Origin of the sequence: Rhodococcus sp. IEGM 1351 (genome assembly GCF_030056875.1) — a bacterium.
Classification (GTDB): Bacteria; Actinomycetota; Actinomycetes; order Mycobacteriales; family Mycobacteriaceae; genus Rhodococcus_F; species Rhodococcus_F opacus.
Genome location: NZ_JASHKU010000034.1, coordinates 61,155 through 72,575, shown reverse-complemented (window position 1 = coordinate 72,575; position 11,421 = coordinate 61,155). Strand labels below are relative to the sequence as shown.

General features: G+C 63.9%; 17 protein-coding genes and 1 riboswitch. Of the genes, 6 read left to right on the top strand and 11 right to left on the bottom strand.

Translation table 11 applies throughout. The features are described from left to right. Positions 1-45 precede the first annotated feature (45 nt). The 8 genes from QM806_RS36480 to QM806_RS36445 all read right to left on the bottom strand — a co-directional run bounded on the left by QM806_RS36480 (position 46) and on the right by QM806_RS36445 (position 4,280). Positions 46-663 carry a phage major capsid protein gene (locus QM806_RS36480; RefSeq protein WP_283294632.1) on the bottom strand — a complete coding sequence of 206 codons (618 nt, stop codon included), beginning with the start codon at positions 661-663 and terminating at the stop codon, positions 46-48. Positions 664-847: 184 nt separating this feature from the next. Continuing rightward, positions 848-1,246, bottom strand: a complete 399-nt coding sequence (locus QM806_RS36475; RefSeq protein ID WP_283294630.1) for a hypothetical protein — start codon at positions 1,244-1,246, stop codon at positions 848-850. Then, positions 1,239-1,394 (bottom strand): hypothetical protein, encoded by a 156-nt coding sequence (locus QM806_RS36470; protein ID WP_283294628.1) that lies wholly within the window; start codon positions 1,392-1,394, stop codon positions 1,239-1,241. Before QM806_RS36470 ends, QM806_RS36475 begins: the two co-directional genes overlap by 8 nt. Next, positions 1,387-1,551, bottom strand: coding sequence for a hypothetical protein (locus tag QM806_RS36465; protein WP_283294626.1), 165 nt, complete (start codon positions 1,549-1,551; stop codon positions 1,387-1,389). The genes QM806_RS36470 and QM806_RS36465 overlap by 8 nt, the downstream gene beginning before the upstream one ends. A gap of 715 nt (positions 1,552-2,266) precedes the next feature. Continuing rightward, positions 2,267-2,761 carry a hypothetical protein gene (locus QM806_RS36460; protein WP_283294624.1) on the bottom strand — a complete coding sequence of 165 codons (495 nt, stop codon included), beginning with the start codon at positions 2,759-2,761 and terminating at the stop codon, positions 2,267-2,269. 229 nt (positions 2,762-2,990) lie between these two features. Beyond that, entirely contained in the window at positions 2,991-3,752 is a 762-nt protein-coding gene (locus tag QM806_RS36455; RefSeq protein ID WP_283294622.1) for a helix-turn-helix domain-containing protein, read from the bottom strand. Further along, positions 3,730-3,906, bottom strand: coding sequence for a hypothetical protein (locus QM806_RS36450; protein ID WP_283294620.1), 177 nt, complete (start codon positions 3,904-3,906; stop codon positions 3,730-3,732). Before QM806_RS36450 ends, QM806_RS36455 begins: the two co-directional genes overlap by 23 nt. Before the next feature lie 131 nt (positions 3,907-4,037). Then, the gene (locus QM806_RS36445; RefSeq protein WP_283294617.1) at positions 4,038-4,280 is read right to left on the bottom strand and encodes a hypothetical protein; all 243 of its coding nucleotides are present in this window, start codon (positions 4,278-4,280) and stop codon (positions 4,038-4,040) included. 113 nt (positions 4,281-4,393) lie between these two features. On the opposite strand from QM806_RS36445, the gene QM806_RS36440 reads away from it, so the two are divergent. The 3 genes from QM806_RS36440 (at position 4,394) to QM806_RS36430 (ending at position 6,216) form a co-directional block, all read left to right on the top strand. Beyond that, on the top strand, positions 4,394-4,954 hold the full coding sequence (locus tag QM806_RS36440; protein ID WP_283294615.1) for a hypothetical protein: 561 nt from the start codon (positions 4,394-4,396) through the stop codon (positions 4,952-4,954). An 81-nt stretch (positions 4,955-5,035) separates the two neighbouring features. Further along, positions 5,036-5,521: a hypothetical protein gene (locus QM806_RS36435; protein ID WP_283294613.1), complete on the top strand. Its 486-nt coding sequence runs from the start codon at positions 5,036-5,038 to the stop codon at positions 5,519-5,521. Continuing rightward, positions 5,518-6,216, top strand: coding sequence for a hypothetical protein (locus QM806_RS36430; protein ID WP_283294611.1), 699 nt, complete (start codon positions 5,518-5,520; stop codon positions 6,214-6,216). Before QM806_RS36435 ends, QM806_RS36430 begins: the two co-directional genes overlap by 4 nt. Before the next feature lie 296 nt (positions 6,217-6,512). On the opposite strand, the gene QM806_RS36425 is transcribed toward QM806_RS36430, so the two are convergent. Beyond that, positions 6,513-6,758, bottom strand: a complete 246-nt coding sequence (locus QM806_RS36425) for a hypothetical protein (RefSeq protein WP_283294609.1) — start codon at positions 6,756-6,758, stop codon at positions 6,513-6,515. A 181-nt stretch (positions 6,759-6,939) separates the two neighbouring features. Here QM806_RS36425 and QM806_RS36420 point away from each other — a divergent pair, with 181 nt between their 5' ends. The 3 genes from QM806_RS36420 to QM806_RS36410 are packed head-to-tail and all read left to right on the top strand — an operon-like array spanning position 6,940 to position 8,725. Further along, the gene (locus QM806_RS36420; protein WP_005257037.1) at positions 6,940-7,545 is read left to right on the top strand and encodes a pentapeptide repeat-containing protein; all 606 of its coding nucleotides are present in this window, start codon (positions 6,940-6,942) and stop codon (positions 7,543-7,545) included. Between the two features lie 33 nt (positions 7,546-7,578). Continuing rightward, on the top strand, positions 7,579-8,439 hold the full coding sequence (locus QM806_RS36415) for a bifunctional methylenetetrahydrofolate dehydrogenase/methenyltetrahydrofolate cyclohydrolase (protein ID WP_005257035.1): 861 nt from the start codon (positions 7,579-7,581) through the stop codon (positions 8,437-8,439). 1 nt (position 8,440) lies between these two features. Then, positions 8,441-8,725, top strand: coding sequence for a DUF3017 domain-containing protein (locus QM806_RS36410; RefSeq protein ID WP_005560179.1), 285 nt, complete (start codon positions 8,441-8,443; stop codon positions 8,723-8,725). Positions 8,726-8,756: 31 nt separating this feature from the next. On the opposite strand, the gene metX is transcribed toward QM806_RS36410, so the two are convergent. Next, the gene (gene metX / locus QM806_RS36405) at positions 8,757-9,881 is read right to left on the bottom strand and encodes a homoserine O-acetyltransferase MetX (RefSeq protein ID WP_120659315.1); all 1,125 of its coding nucleotides are present in this window, start codon (positions 9,879-9,881) and stop codon (positions 8,757-8,759) included. After that, complete coding sequence (locus tag QM806_RS36400; RefSeq protein ID WP_120659314.1) at positions 9,878-11,161, bottom strand: bifunctional o-acetylhomoserine/o-acetylserine sulfhydrylase; 1,284 nt, start codon at positions 11,159-11,161, stop codon at positions 9,878-9,880. The genes metX and QM806_RS36400 overlap by 4 nt, the downstream gene beginning before the upstream one ends. Before the next feature lie 117 nt (positions 11,162-11,278). Continuing rightward, positions 11,279-11,399, bottom strand: a riboswitch (SAM riboswitch). Positions 11,400-11,421: the final 22 nt, after the last annotated feature.

Below are 11,421 nucleotides of genomic sequence, written 5' to 3'. Positions count from 1 at the left end.
ATCAGTCATAATGGTGCATCTCCTTTCAGAGTTACACCGTTGTTCTTACAGTCCCGCCAAGGTGACGCCGTCGCCGACGTTGTCCAGGAGACCCTGGTTCGAGCCGGTGGCAGTCTTGGCCTGCGCCAGCGCCAGCGCCACATCAGGAGCCAGGACGAAGTGAGTCAGCTCAGCACCAGCGTCCTGGGCTTCCTTCTTGGCCGCGTGGAACGGGTCCAGGTTGGTGTACGCAGCACCGGTGTCGACCACCGAGTACGACACCGAGAGCAGACCCGAGGGGCCGTTCGTCGTGGTGTTCGCGAAGAACGCTGCATCGATCTTCCGAGCGATGTCACGCGCGAGACCCTGACCGATCTGGTTGGCGACCGCCGGGTTCGAGTCGTTCAGCGCCTCGTTCGAGACCTGGGTAAGACCCGCAACCTTCTTCGGCGTGACCACGACCTCATCGGTGTCGGGATCGGTGAGGGTGATGGTCGAGTTCTCGGCGTACCAGCCGGTAGCCGGGTCCGCCTGCAGAACCGGGAACCGGATCGTCTGCGATGCAGTCTCCACGACGGTGCCAGCCTGGAACGGGACGGCCTTCGCCGCCACCGTGATGTCCACGAGCTTGCCGTAGTCCTCGGGAGTCCACGCGGTGGTGAGGTTCGAGTTAAGAACGGTCATGTGTTGTTCCTCCTGGAACGAGAAGGCCCCCAAGGCCTGATGCCTTGAGGGCGTTATGAATTGAGCGAGGCGGAACGCGTCGGGCGTCCGCCGGAATCACCGGCCACAGACCGGATCATGTTGGGCCGCAGGCCCTAACGTTGGTTACTGCCGACGCCACAGACGCAATGCAGTAACCGAAGCTTCATCGGAGAAGGTCACCCCACCGAGGAGTACCTCGACCATGCGAGCCGTGTCCCTGGCTCGGGTCGGTAGCTCGATCGTTGGGCTTCAGGCCAGGTCGGGCACCGAGAACCTCGACAGCAACAGCGGCGACCTTCTCGGGGTCGACGTCGCCGTCGTCGTCCAGGAGATCGGCGAGGGTCTTGCCCGACAGCGTCAGGAGATCCGCAGGAACGCTCAGGTGCTTCGCTGCGACCCGTTCCAGCTCCCGAGTCTGTAGACGCTCGATCCGCTCAGCCAGCGAGTCACGCTCGGTGCGTGCCTCGTTCCGCTCGGTGCGGTACCTGGCTTCTTTGTTGACCTTGGGAGTTTCCTGCTGGTCATCCGGGGTCTCGTTCGGTGCGTTGTTCTCTTCAGTCATTGGCCTGCGCCTCCCAGGAGGTGATGACCATGCCATCGAGCATGGACTCGCCAGAGCCGGGGCGGATCACGGCATCCTCGGGAATGCCCCAGGTGACCTGGCGACCGCCATGGTCGAGCACGTGCTGAATCAGGTCTGTGTCAAGCATTGGTCTCCTCGTATTCGATGGGTTCGAGACCAGCGGTAATCAGCTGGTCCCGGTAGGCGTTGCGCTGTCGGCGCATCTTCTGGTTCTCGACGCGAAGCCTCCGCAGTCGATCCCGCCAGTAAGCGGGTAGCTCGTGGAGCTGAGCTTGGTCATTCATTGGTTGCCTCCTGGGCATCAAGAAAGCCGCCTGTGTGCGTCACAGACGGCTCAGAAACTGGAATTGGTGTCCGGGGTGGCCTATCGGCCATAGATCCGTATCAGCGCCTCTGCCACTTCGGAGGCGTTGAGCGGGATGCCGTCGTTCTGGAACTTGACTCCGGCAGCCTCGAACACTTTGACGACCTCGTGCGCTGCTTGGCGCTGTAGCCGTCTGGCACGGTCACCTTCGCGTCTGCACTCGCGGCAATACCCTTGCCGGTCACGGTCTGCGCTGGAGCGGATCTGGTGGTTTTGCGGGCATGTCGTGGTCACGCGAACACCTCCTTTCATGTGTGCTCATGGATTGGGACAAATTGAGAATGCCCCCGGATCGGACCGGGGGCTTCTCGGGAAGTTTGGTGACCTCGGGGAGTGACCAGCTCGCCCGAGGTCTGTGGTGATCACCCAATCACCTAGGAGACGCAGAATCTTGCATGCTTTCGTCAAGCTGACCAACGTCGTCACTGCCTGATTCTGACTCCACCCGCATCTTGCGGGTAGCTGTTACCGAGCTGGTGCTCGGAAGTCTGGCCCCAGGAGCGCCCGGTGATCATCCGGGGCTCGACTGGGGAGAGCGACGTGGGGGCGTCGCTCGGGGGAGGGCGGGGGCGTTGCCTGAAGTCCGCCCCTGTGCCCTTACCCCGTCATCTCTAGGGATTCAAACCCTACAGAAATCACGCTACGGCGACCTCTGACTGTGTGATCCCTGCCATAGCGTCCTTCTCGGCCTTCTGTCGTGCACGGTAACGGCGCATCTCCTCCCGCTTCTGTTCGCGTCGGCACTCTTCCGTGTTGCAGATCTCGGGTTGTCCTCCACGATTACGTAGAAGCTTGTCCGCCTTGATCACGCACCAGTTGCACCGGCACTTGTCCCACGGGATGTGCGGGAACTCGCAGATGAAGTCCGCCGTCTCAGGCAACGGCAAGGGGCCGTTGCAGTACCGGCATCTCGTGGTGAGCGTCATCGCAGTCGAGAACGACTCGACCATGTACCCATGGCCGGACGCCACGAAGTCGCCAAGGTCTCGGGTGATACGTTCTCCGGCTTCGGTGTCTCGCTTGGGTTGGGTACGATCCCGATCCCGACGGGGCCGTACGTACTCCTCTGGTGTCACGGCTGGCGGCTCCGTCAGCTCCTCGACTTCGGCGATCTGGTCGGGCGTGATCACTCCCAGGTATTCGATCTGAGCGGAGGTCGGACTCGTATGGTCCGACTTCTCGAAACGTTCGGGTACGACGTCGTTCTCTTGCATGTGGTTCCTGCTCTCGTTGGTGTTGTGGAGCGCCCACAAAGGTGCTCGCGTGTTTGTCCTGGTGGATGGTTGGCCGGCACTGACTCCGGCCTATGGGAAAGTGACAACTTCCCGGTGTGGCCGATTCAGGTCGGCCACGCAGGAGTCAAGCCGGTACTACCGCGTACTGACCGTCGGCGAACGGGTCCCATTCCCGTTTGAATCCGGCAGCCGCGAGGGCTGCCTCGTCTTCGACGTCGACCCCTTCGGGGATCTGGACCCGAGGACGTTCCACGGGATCCAGTGGGTTGCGTGCCCACGGATCGAAGTGGAACAACGTCTTGGTGAGGTCGGCAGCTTGAGGAGCTGCCTCCTCAGTAGTCTCTTCCTCCAATGGAAAAGACTCTGATGCCTTGGTTGCTTCCTGCGACCTTGCATGATCTGATGGAGAGTCTCCCGGACTCTCTTCTCTCCAGGATCTGATCTCAGGATCTGATCCAGGATCTGATGGGTTACGAGTAGCCGTAACTATGACCGGGTCAAACTCGGAACTATGGCGCTGAGAATCGGAACTATGGTCTTCGCATGGTTCCGAGTAGCCGGAACTATGTGACTTGGCGTAGTCGGGGTTCGGGGCATCTGGGATCAGATCGAACTGGGATGCTTTCTTGGAGTAGCCGGAACCTCGGTAGGTCTCATGGACCCACCCGCGTTCCTTCAGCGAGGTGACAGCGGCGGACACGACGCCTTTGCTTAGGCCAGTCTCCTGCATCATCAGCTCGATACCGGGGTGCGACTTCTTCCCTTGGGGCCCAGAGTGGTTGAACAACGAGATCAGGACTCGGAACTCAGACGGCGTGAACTTGTGCCCGTTCGTCCTCTTGAGCCAGGTGAGCTTGCTGAACTTACTGGTGGTTGGTGCTGTCATTGGTGCCTCCAAGGGCCTGGTTGATGTTGTCGGCGAGTACAGCGAGTTCGGACTCGCTGAACATGAGTGATGTCGAGAAACCCTCGACCTTGATCCGGTACTGGTTCCGGCTGAACTTCGTCGACCATTGCTTGGTGACGGTGTGCTTCCTCACGGGCTGTTCCTTTCTCGGTAGGGTGGAGACGAGGAACCCCCGGCGATACCAGCGCCGGGGGCTCTGTTGTCTGTGAGGTCAGTGGTTGGCGTTGCGTTGCAGATGCAACGGTTGGACCTGCGTCGTTGCGCTTATGCCGCAACGGCATCAGGGATTGAGAGCTCGTATGTGTACTCGCTGCCGTCGAATGCAACGGGGCGCAGGAACCCTGCAACATGCAGACGCAACGCCGATTCGTCGGCTTCCTCAGGGGTCCGGTCGATCTCGACCCCGAGTAGTCCGTACGCGGCCAAGAGGTCCGCGTCGGTAGTGGTGTGGTGCCGTTCGATCGCATCGAGCCAATCGAACGTGTCGACCCCGGTGGTGGCCTTCAACTGTGTGTCTCCTCGTGTAATTCGTCGGTCCATCCGGCGCTGACATGACTATGACACATGCTCAACATGTCCGTCAACTCCAACATGTTGGCTCCGATGCTAGAGTCGGCGACATGACATCGAATCGCCATGTGGAGATGGATCTCGGACCCGACTGGACAGTGAAGATGGCCTGGCCAGAGGAGGGGGACATCCAGGGCGGGCCGATCGCACTTTTGATCGAGCCGTCCGATCCGCAGACGTACCCGGCAGGGGGAATATCAAGCACGGTCCTGCGGTCGGTGGACTTCCGCGCCGCTATGGCCAAGCTGCGGAGTCAGCTTGTGAATGCCGACAGATGGCAGACGCGGTCGGACGAGTACGAGGCGGGCCGGATCGAGCGGATCCGTGACGCGCTCGCCAAGGGCATCACACCGGAATACCTAGCGTTGCTGTCGTCGGCGTACGTCTCCCGCGTGAACTCGGGTCAGGCGAAGCCGGTAGAGCATCTCGCCGAGGACATCGGGAAGTCGTTGCAGACGATTCGGGGGCACTTGTGGAGGGCGCGTAAAGAAGGACTGCTTACCGGCTCGGCAGGACGGAAGGGCGGACAGCTCACGCCAGAGGCGTCAGCGATATTATCTCGGATCGTTCCTGGCGCACCGCAAGAGGTTCGCCCACCTTCGTCAGAGTGACGGAACTTGACATTGGACGTTAGAAGCCCCCGGCCTTACTGGTCCGGGGGGCATTCTCGTGTGCGGGATACGCTCTCGGCCATGTCGGACGTCTGGGTTGGTGTTATTGGTGGTGCGGTCGGTGGTTTCTTTACCGCTCTGGTCTCGCTGTCGTCTCCGTGGATCTCGTGGTTCGTCAAGTCGCGCGAACTCGATAAGACGCGGGACGTTGAGCAACAACGCGAGCAACAAGAGCATCGGCGCGAACTAATTACCCAGTGGCGCGAGAGCATCTTCCAGACACACCACGAGTTGGTCATGCACGAGGTCCAGCGTCGACGTGAGGCCGGGTCTCAGGATGCCGTGATCGAACAACTTGAAGGTAGAGCGTGGTTCGAGTCCCTGCGTCCGCATCTGTCTCTCAGTGAGGACGAGGTAGGTCAGATCAGCATCAATTTCGACATGTCTCGATGGTCCGCAAGCTCTCCGACGAAGTCGCCCGAATCGAACGGGAGTGGGAGCTGGTTTGACGAGAACGGTTCGCCAGCTCGATACACTGGCTCACCAACTCAAGAGAGGGCCGAATGAGCACCTGGTGGTTATCCCAGCCTGCGCCTGAACCGCCGATCCCAACCGTCGTGATCGAGCCGCAGCTCAACCTCCCTCCCGAGGTCTTGGATCGGTTGGCCCCCGCCCCGCCAACTGGGCTGACGCAGCCGATGGCAACCCTTATCGGCTCGGGAGTGACTCTGCTCGCGGCGATTGTGGCACTCGGGGGTGTCTTATTTGTTCAGTACTTGACCCGCCGGAATCTCACTTCGCAGCTGGATAAGCAACAGCGGCTGCACGACGAAGAACAAGCCGAGGGCCGCAGAAAGCAGGCACAGGCCGATCGGCTCGACGCATTGGTCGAAGCGGCAGCGTCGTTAGACCGGATGCACAATGGCCTGATCGGGGTGGTATCCGCGTGCGATCGGGGCGATGCCGCCCAACTCGCGAAATCAGAGGCGGAGCTGAGAGAGGCGTTCGAACGTGGCAGTGTGGCGAGATTGCGACTCAAGCTGTTGCGTCTGGACGAATCCCGTACCGATTTTGAGGCGGCAAGGGCAGTGATGGTGACTGCTTTCGGCCACATTCGTGACCGTTCGCCAGAGTCGGGCAGCTTCATGCAGGAGGCAATGGACGCTAGCCCGTTCATAGATAAGGCGATTGAGACCTTTACACGTGCCATTGACTATGGCGCGCAGGAGTCTGTTGGCAACAAGGACACCCCTTCGGGGTGACTGTGCTTGACCGTACGGAGCACCCAAGGGTGCCGGTGTCGTATCCCCTCCCCAGAGCTCCCACGGACCATGCCCCGATACCGCGTCTCGGCCAACACTTCTGGCCCGATGTCTACGAGGACATCGAGCTTCGTTGGACCTGTTCGACGGCGTGCACTCCACTCGATCAGGTGCCCCGCGCCGCTCGCGGGGACTAGGGATGAATCACGGATGCGGTTGGTTAGCGTCGGACTCGCACAGATAACGACGTTTGGCCCTGAGAGGCCCGTGGAGGGCCTAACAGGGCTCGGGTGATGTCAGAGGTAGGGCTGAGCATCCAGTCGGGATGCGATGACTGCGAGGTCACGCTCGCGGAGGACGGGGACGTTCCGGTAGTCGGTCACTGAGAGACCGATCTCGACGGCTCCAAGCTCCAGTTCGCCGAGGGTGAGACCGGCAGCGTCGATGACGTCGTCGGTGTCCGCACCGAGAAGATCAGCGGCTTGGTTGATCGTGTAGGCGTCCGCTTGACGCTGGACGCTAGAATCGTGCCTACGGTTCATAACGGCTTACTCCGTTGTGTCCTAGACCCTGGCTGGTGCTGGTAACACCGCCGGGGTCGTTTCATTTGTGGGGTCTACCTGGGCTTATCCAGTTGCGCTAAAGCTGCAATCCCACTCGTGGAACATCACTCGGAACACCCGCACAGCTTAGGGGCACACCGCGAGGCGGCATGATGGACGCATGGATCCGGTAGAAGAGGTGGTGGGTGAGGACTACGGCGACGCACGACTCCCCGCGCAGAACTGGCAGCGGCGGCACTACACGAAATGCAACTTCCGCGACGCCGACCTGAGTGAACTCCGCACCGAGTCGGTGATCTTCACCGACTGCGATTTCACGGGCGCCGACCTCGCCGAGTCGCGTCATGTGGGGACGGCGTTCCGCTCGTGCTCGTTCACCAGAACGACGCTGTGGCACAGCGAGTTCCGCAACTGCAGCTTCCTCGGATCGGAATTCGACAACTGCCGACTGCGCCCGATGGTCTTCGACGAATGTGATTTCACGCTCGCGTCGCTGGGCGGCGCGGACCTGCGCGGACTCGATTTCACGGACTGCCGGTTCCGGGAGGCCAACCTCGTCCGCACGGACCTCCGCCGCGCCGTTCTCCGCTCGGCGGACCTGTTCGGCGCCCGCACCGGCGGCGCGAAATTCGACGGCGCGGACCTGCGCGGCGCCCACGTCGACGCGAACCTGTGGACGGCGGTCTCGCTGGACAAGGCGCAGATCGAACTCACCCAGGCCATCGCGTACGCGACGGCCAACGGGCTCGTGGTGGAACCGACCTGACGCGCGTGTGGCGAACCTGAGAGAATGGGGCACGTGACTGCAACGATCCTCGATGGCAAGGCGACCCGCGACGAGATTTTCGAAGACCTGAAGGTGCGGGTGAGCGCCCTGAAGGACAAGGGCATCACGCCCGGTCTCGGCACCGTTCTGGTGGGCGACGACCCGGGGTCGGCCGCCTACGTGCGCGGGAAGCACAACGACTGCGCGAAGGTCGGGATCACCTCGATCCGCCGCGACCTGCCCGGCGACATCACGCAGGAGAAGCTCGACGCCACCATCGACGAGCTCAACGCCAACCCGGACTGCACCGGCTACATCGTGCAGCTCCCGCTGCCGAAGCAGCTCGACGAGAACACCGCCCTCGAGCGCATCGACCCCGACAAGGACGCCGACGGCCTGCACCCGGTCAACCTGGGCCGGCTGGTGCTGGGCAAGGAAGCGCCGCTGCCGTGCACGCCGCGCGGAATCCTGCACCTGCTGCGCCGGTACGAGGTGCCGATCGAGGGTGCCCACGTCGTCGTCGTCGGTCGCGGTGTCACCGTGGGTCGCCCGATCGGTCTGCTGTTCACCCGGCGCAGCGAGAACGCCACCGTCACCCTCTGCCACACCCGTACGCGGGACCTCGGCGCCGAGGTCCGCCGCGCCGACATAGTCATCGCCGCGGCGGGTGTACCCGGGCTGGTCACGGCCGACATGGTCAAGCCCGGTGCCGCGGTGCTCGACGTGGGTGTGAGCCGCACCGAGGACGGACTGCGCGGCGACGTGGCGGCGGACGTTGCCGAGGTCGCCGGCTTCCTGTCCCCGAACCCCGGTGGCGTCGGGCCGCTCACCCGCGCCTTCCTGCTGACCAACGTCGTGGAGCGGGCCGAGCGTGTCGCAGCGTCTCTCGGCTGACATGGCCGACTGGGGGCAGTTCGCGAAGAAGAATCTGCCGATGCTCGCAGTCCTCGTCGTCATCGTCGTGGCCGTCGTGTTCGTGCTCGCGGATCGGTGGCGACGAGGCGCGTTCGTGTTCGGTGTCGCCACGCTGCTCGCGGCGGTCTTCCGGTTGATGATGCCGTCGGAGCGCGTCGGACTGCTCGCGGTGCGCAGCAAGCCTTTCGACGTGGGCGCGCTCGTGGCCGTCGGGGGCGCGATCGTGTGGCTGGCCGTGTCGATCGACCCGCTCGGAACCGGCTAGCGGTCCGAGCGGGCGTCGTCCGGCGCCGGTGTCAGCGTCCGGCGCGTGCCAGTTGCATCGTCTCGGAGAGCAGTTTCGCGACGGCGGCGGCCTCGGTGAGGAACCCGTCGTGGCCGTCCCGCGAGTTGAGCACCCGCAGACCGTCGCAGGTGGGGATGTCGTTGGCCAGATCCTCCTGCAGGCGGATCGGGTACAGGCGGTCGGAGTCGACGCCGCCCACGATGACGGGGGCGGTGATCGTCCCCAGCGCCGCGGCGATGCCACCGCGACCGCGGCCCACGTCGTGCCGGTTCATGGCCTCGGACAGCAGCACATACGTGCTCGGGTCGAACCTGCCGACCAGCTTGTCGGCCTGGTGCTGGAGGTAGCTCTCGACGGAGTACCGTCCGCCGCGCCACGGGTCCTCGCCGTCCTGCGGCGAGTTCGCGAACCGGGAGTCGAGTTCGCTCTCGGTGCGGTACGTCAGATGCGCGATCCGGCGGGCGATGCGCAGACCCGCCAGGGGGATCCGGCCGGTGCCGTGATAGTCGCCGCCCTGCCAGTCGGGGTCGCTGGTGATGGCCGCGATCTGGGTGGTCTGTGTGCCGATCTGGTCGGCGGTCGCGCGGGCGCCGACCGCGAGAACGAGCGCCGACGCCACCTGGTCCGGGTAGCTGACGGCCCACTCGAGCGCGCGCATCCCGCCCATCGAACCACCGACGACGGACGCCAGCTTGTCGATGCCCAGCAGGTCGGTGAACTTCTTCTCGGCCGCGATCTGGTCGCGGATGGAGATCTCCGGGAAGCGGCTGCCCCACGGGCGCCCGTCCTCGGCGATCGAACCGGGACCGGTGGTGCCGCGGCAGCCACCGAGGACGTTGGTCGCGACCACGCACCACTCGTCGGTGTCGATCGGCGCACCCGGACCGACCATTCCGGTCCACCATCCGGGGGAGGGGTGCTCGTCGGTGACGGGTCCGGTGACGTGGGAGTCACCGGTGAGGGCGTGCTCGACGAGCACGACGTTGTCCCGGTTGGGGGACAGCTCACCCCATCGCTGCACGGCAAGGGACACCGACGGGATCACTGTTCCGCTCTCGAGCTCGAGCGATCCGATGTCGATGGTGCCGAGCCGTCCGTCCGCCACGGGCAGGTTCTGTACAGCGCTCACGGTCAAGATGCCGCCGCCGTAAGTCCGGTCTCGATATCGGCGATGATGTCGTCGATCCCTTCGATGCCGACAGCCAGGCGGACCAGTCCGGGGGTGACGCCGCTGGCGGCCTGCTCCTCGGGGGTCAGCTGGGAGTGTGTGGTGGACGCCGGGTGGATCACCAGCGAGCGGACGTCGCCGATGTTCGCGACGTGGCTGTGCAGGGTGAGCGCGTTGACGAACTTCTTGCCCGCGTCGATGCCGCCGGCGAGTTCGAACGTCACGATGGCACCCGCACCCCTCGGCGCGATCTGTTTCGCCCGGTCGTGCCAGGGCGACGACGGGAGCCCGGCGTATCCGACGGACACGACCTCCGGGCGGGCCTCCAGGTACTGCGCGACGGCGGTCGCGTTGGACACGTGTCGTTCCATGCGAAGGCTCAGAGTCTCGAGGCCCTGCGCGATGAGGAACGCATTGAACGGGGAGATCGCCGAACCGAGGTCGCGAAGCAGCTGCACGCGAGCCTTGAGGGCGAACGCAGGCGGTCCGAGCTCGGAGTAGAGGACGCCGTGGTAGCTCGGGTCCGGCGTGGTGAAGTTGCCGTGGCGGCCCTGGGTCCAGTCGAACGTGCCGCCGTCGACGATGACACCGGCGATCGCCGTGCCGTGACCGCCGAGGTACTTGGTGGCCGAGTGCACCACGATGTCCGCGCCGTGCTCGAGGGGGCGGATCAGGTAGGGAGTGGCCACCGTGTTGTCGACGATCAGCGGGAGTCCGTGCTGATGCGCGATCCCGGAGATGCCGGGCAAGTCGAGGACGTCGTTGCGGGGATTGGAGATGGTCTCGCCGTAGAACGCCTTCGTGTTGTCCCGGACCGCGTCCTTCCACTGCTCGAGGTCGTCGGGGTCCTCGACGAACGAGACTTCGATGCCGAGCTTGGGCAGCGTGTAGTGGAAGAGGTTGTAGGTGCCCCCGTACAGCCGCGGGCTGGAGACGATGTGGTCACCTGCCTCGGCGAGATTCAGGATCGCGATCGTCTCCGCGGCCTGTCCGGAGGACAGCAGCAGGGCGGCGACGCCGCCCTCGAGCGCGGCAATGCGCTGCTCGACCGCGTCCTGCGTGGGGTTCATGATGCGGGTGTAGATGTTGCCCGGCTCTGCCAGACCGAACAGCGCGGCAGCGTGATCGGTGCTGTCGAACGTGTACGAGGTGGTCTGGTAGATCGGCAGCGCCCGCGCCTTGGTGGTCGCGTCGGACGTCTGCCCGGCATGGATCTGCTTGGTCTCGAACGACCAGTTCTCGGTCATGTGCTGTCTACTCCAGTGGTCTGACGAGGCGCGGACGGAGTGCTGGTTCGTTCGCGCGCAGGGCTTGTCTGGGGTCTATCTACGACAACAACAACACATCATGAACCTCCGATGTCGGACCCGCGCTTGTCACCCGACTGTTGTATGAATCAGGGAACCAGGTCATCACCCGGGGCACCCCACCGCGGTGGAGGGTTGCCGGCCAGCTAGCCGGGGCTCGTTGCTGGCACTCATGACCTGGAGTGAATCTTAGCGGCTGA

Coding starts and splice junctions, on each gene's coding strand:
- QM806_RS36480 (WP_283294632.1), bottom strand. CDS start 663: ATGACCGTTCTTAACTCGAACCTCACCACCGCGTGGACTCCCGAGGAC.
- QM806_RS36475 (WP_283294630.1), bottom strand. CDS start 1,246: ATGACTGAAGAGAACAACGCACCGAACGAGACCCCGGATGACCAGCAG.
- QM806_RS36470 (WP_283294628.1), bottom strand. CDS start 1,394: ATGCTTGACACAGACCTGATTCAGCACGTGCTCGACCATGGCGGTCGC.
- QM806_RS36465 (WP_283294626.1), bottom strand. CDS start 1,551: ATGAATGACCAAGCTCAGCTCCACGAGCTACCCGCTTACTGGCGGGAT.
- QM806_RS36455 (WP_283294622.1), bottom strand. CDS start 3,752: ATGACAGCACCAACCACCAGTAAGTTCAGCAAGCTCACCTGGCTCAAG.
- QM806_RS36440 (WP_283294615.1), top strand. CDS start 4,394: ATGACATCGAATCGCCATGTGGAGATGGATCTCGGACCCGACTGGACA.
- QM806_RS36435 (WP_283294613.1), top strand. CDS start 5,036: ATGTCGGACGTCTGGGTTGGTGTTATTGGTGGTGCGGTCGGTGGTTTC.
- QM806_RS36430 (WP_283294611.1), top strand. CDS start 5,518: ATGAGCACCTGGTGGTTATCCCAGCCTGCGCCTGAACCGCCGATCCCA.
- QM806_RS36425 (WP_283294609.1), bottom strand. CDS start 6,758: ATGAACCGTAGGCACGATTCTAGCGTCCAGCGTCAAGCGGACGCCTAC.
- QM806_RS36420 (WP_005257037.1), top strand. CDS start 6,940: ATGGATCCGGTAGAAGAGGTGGTGGGTGAGGACTACGGCGACGCACGA.
- QM806_RS36410 (WP_005560179.1), top strand. CDS start 8,441: ATGGCCGACTGGGGGCAGTTCGCGAAGAAGAATCTGCCGATGCTCGCA.
- QM806_RS36400 (WP_120659314.1), bottom strand. CDS start 11,161: ATGACCGAGAACTGGTCGTTCGAGACCAAGCAGATCCATGCCGGGCAG.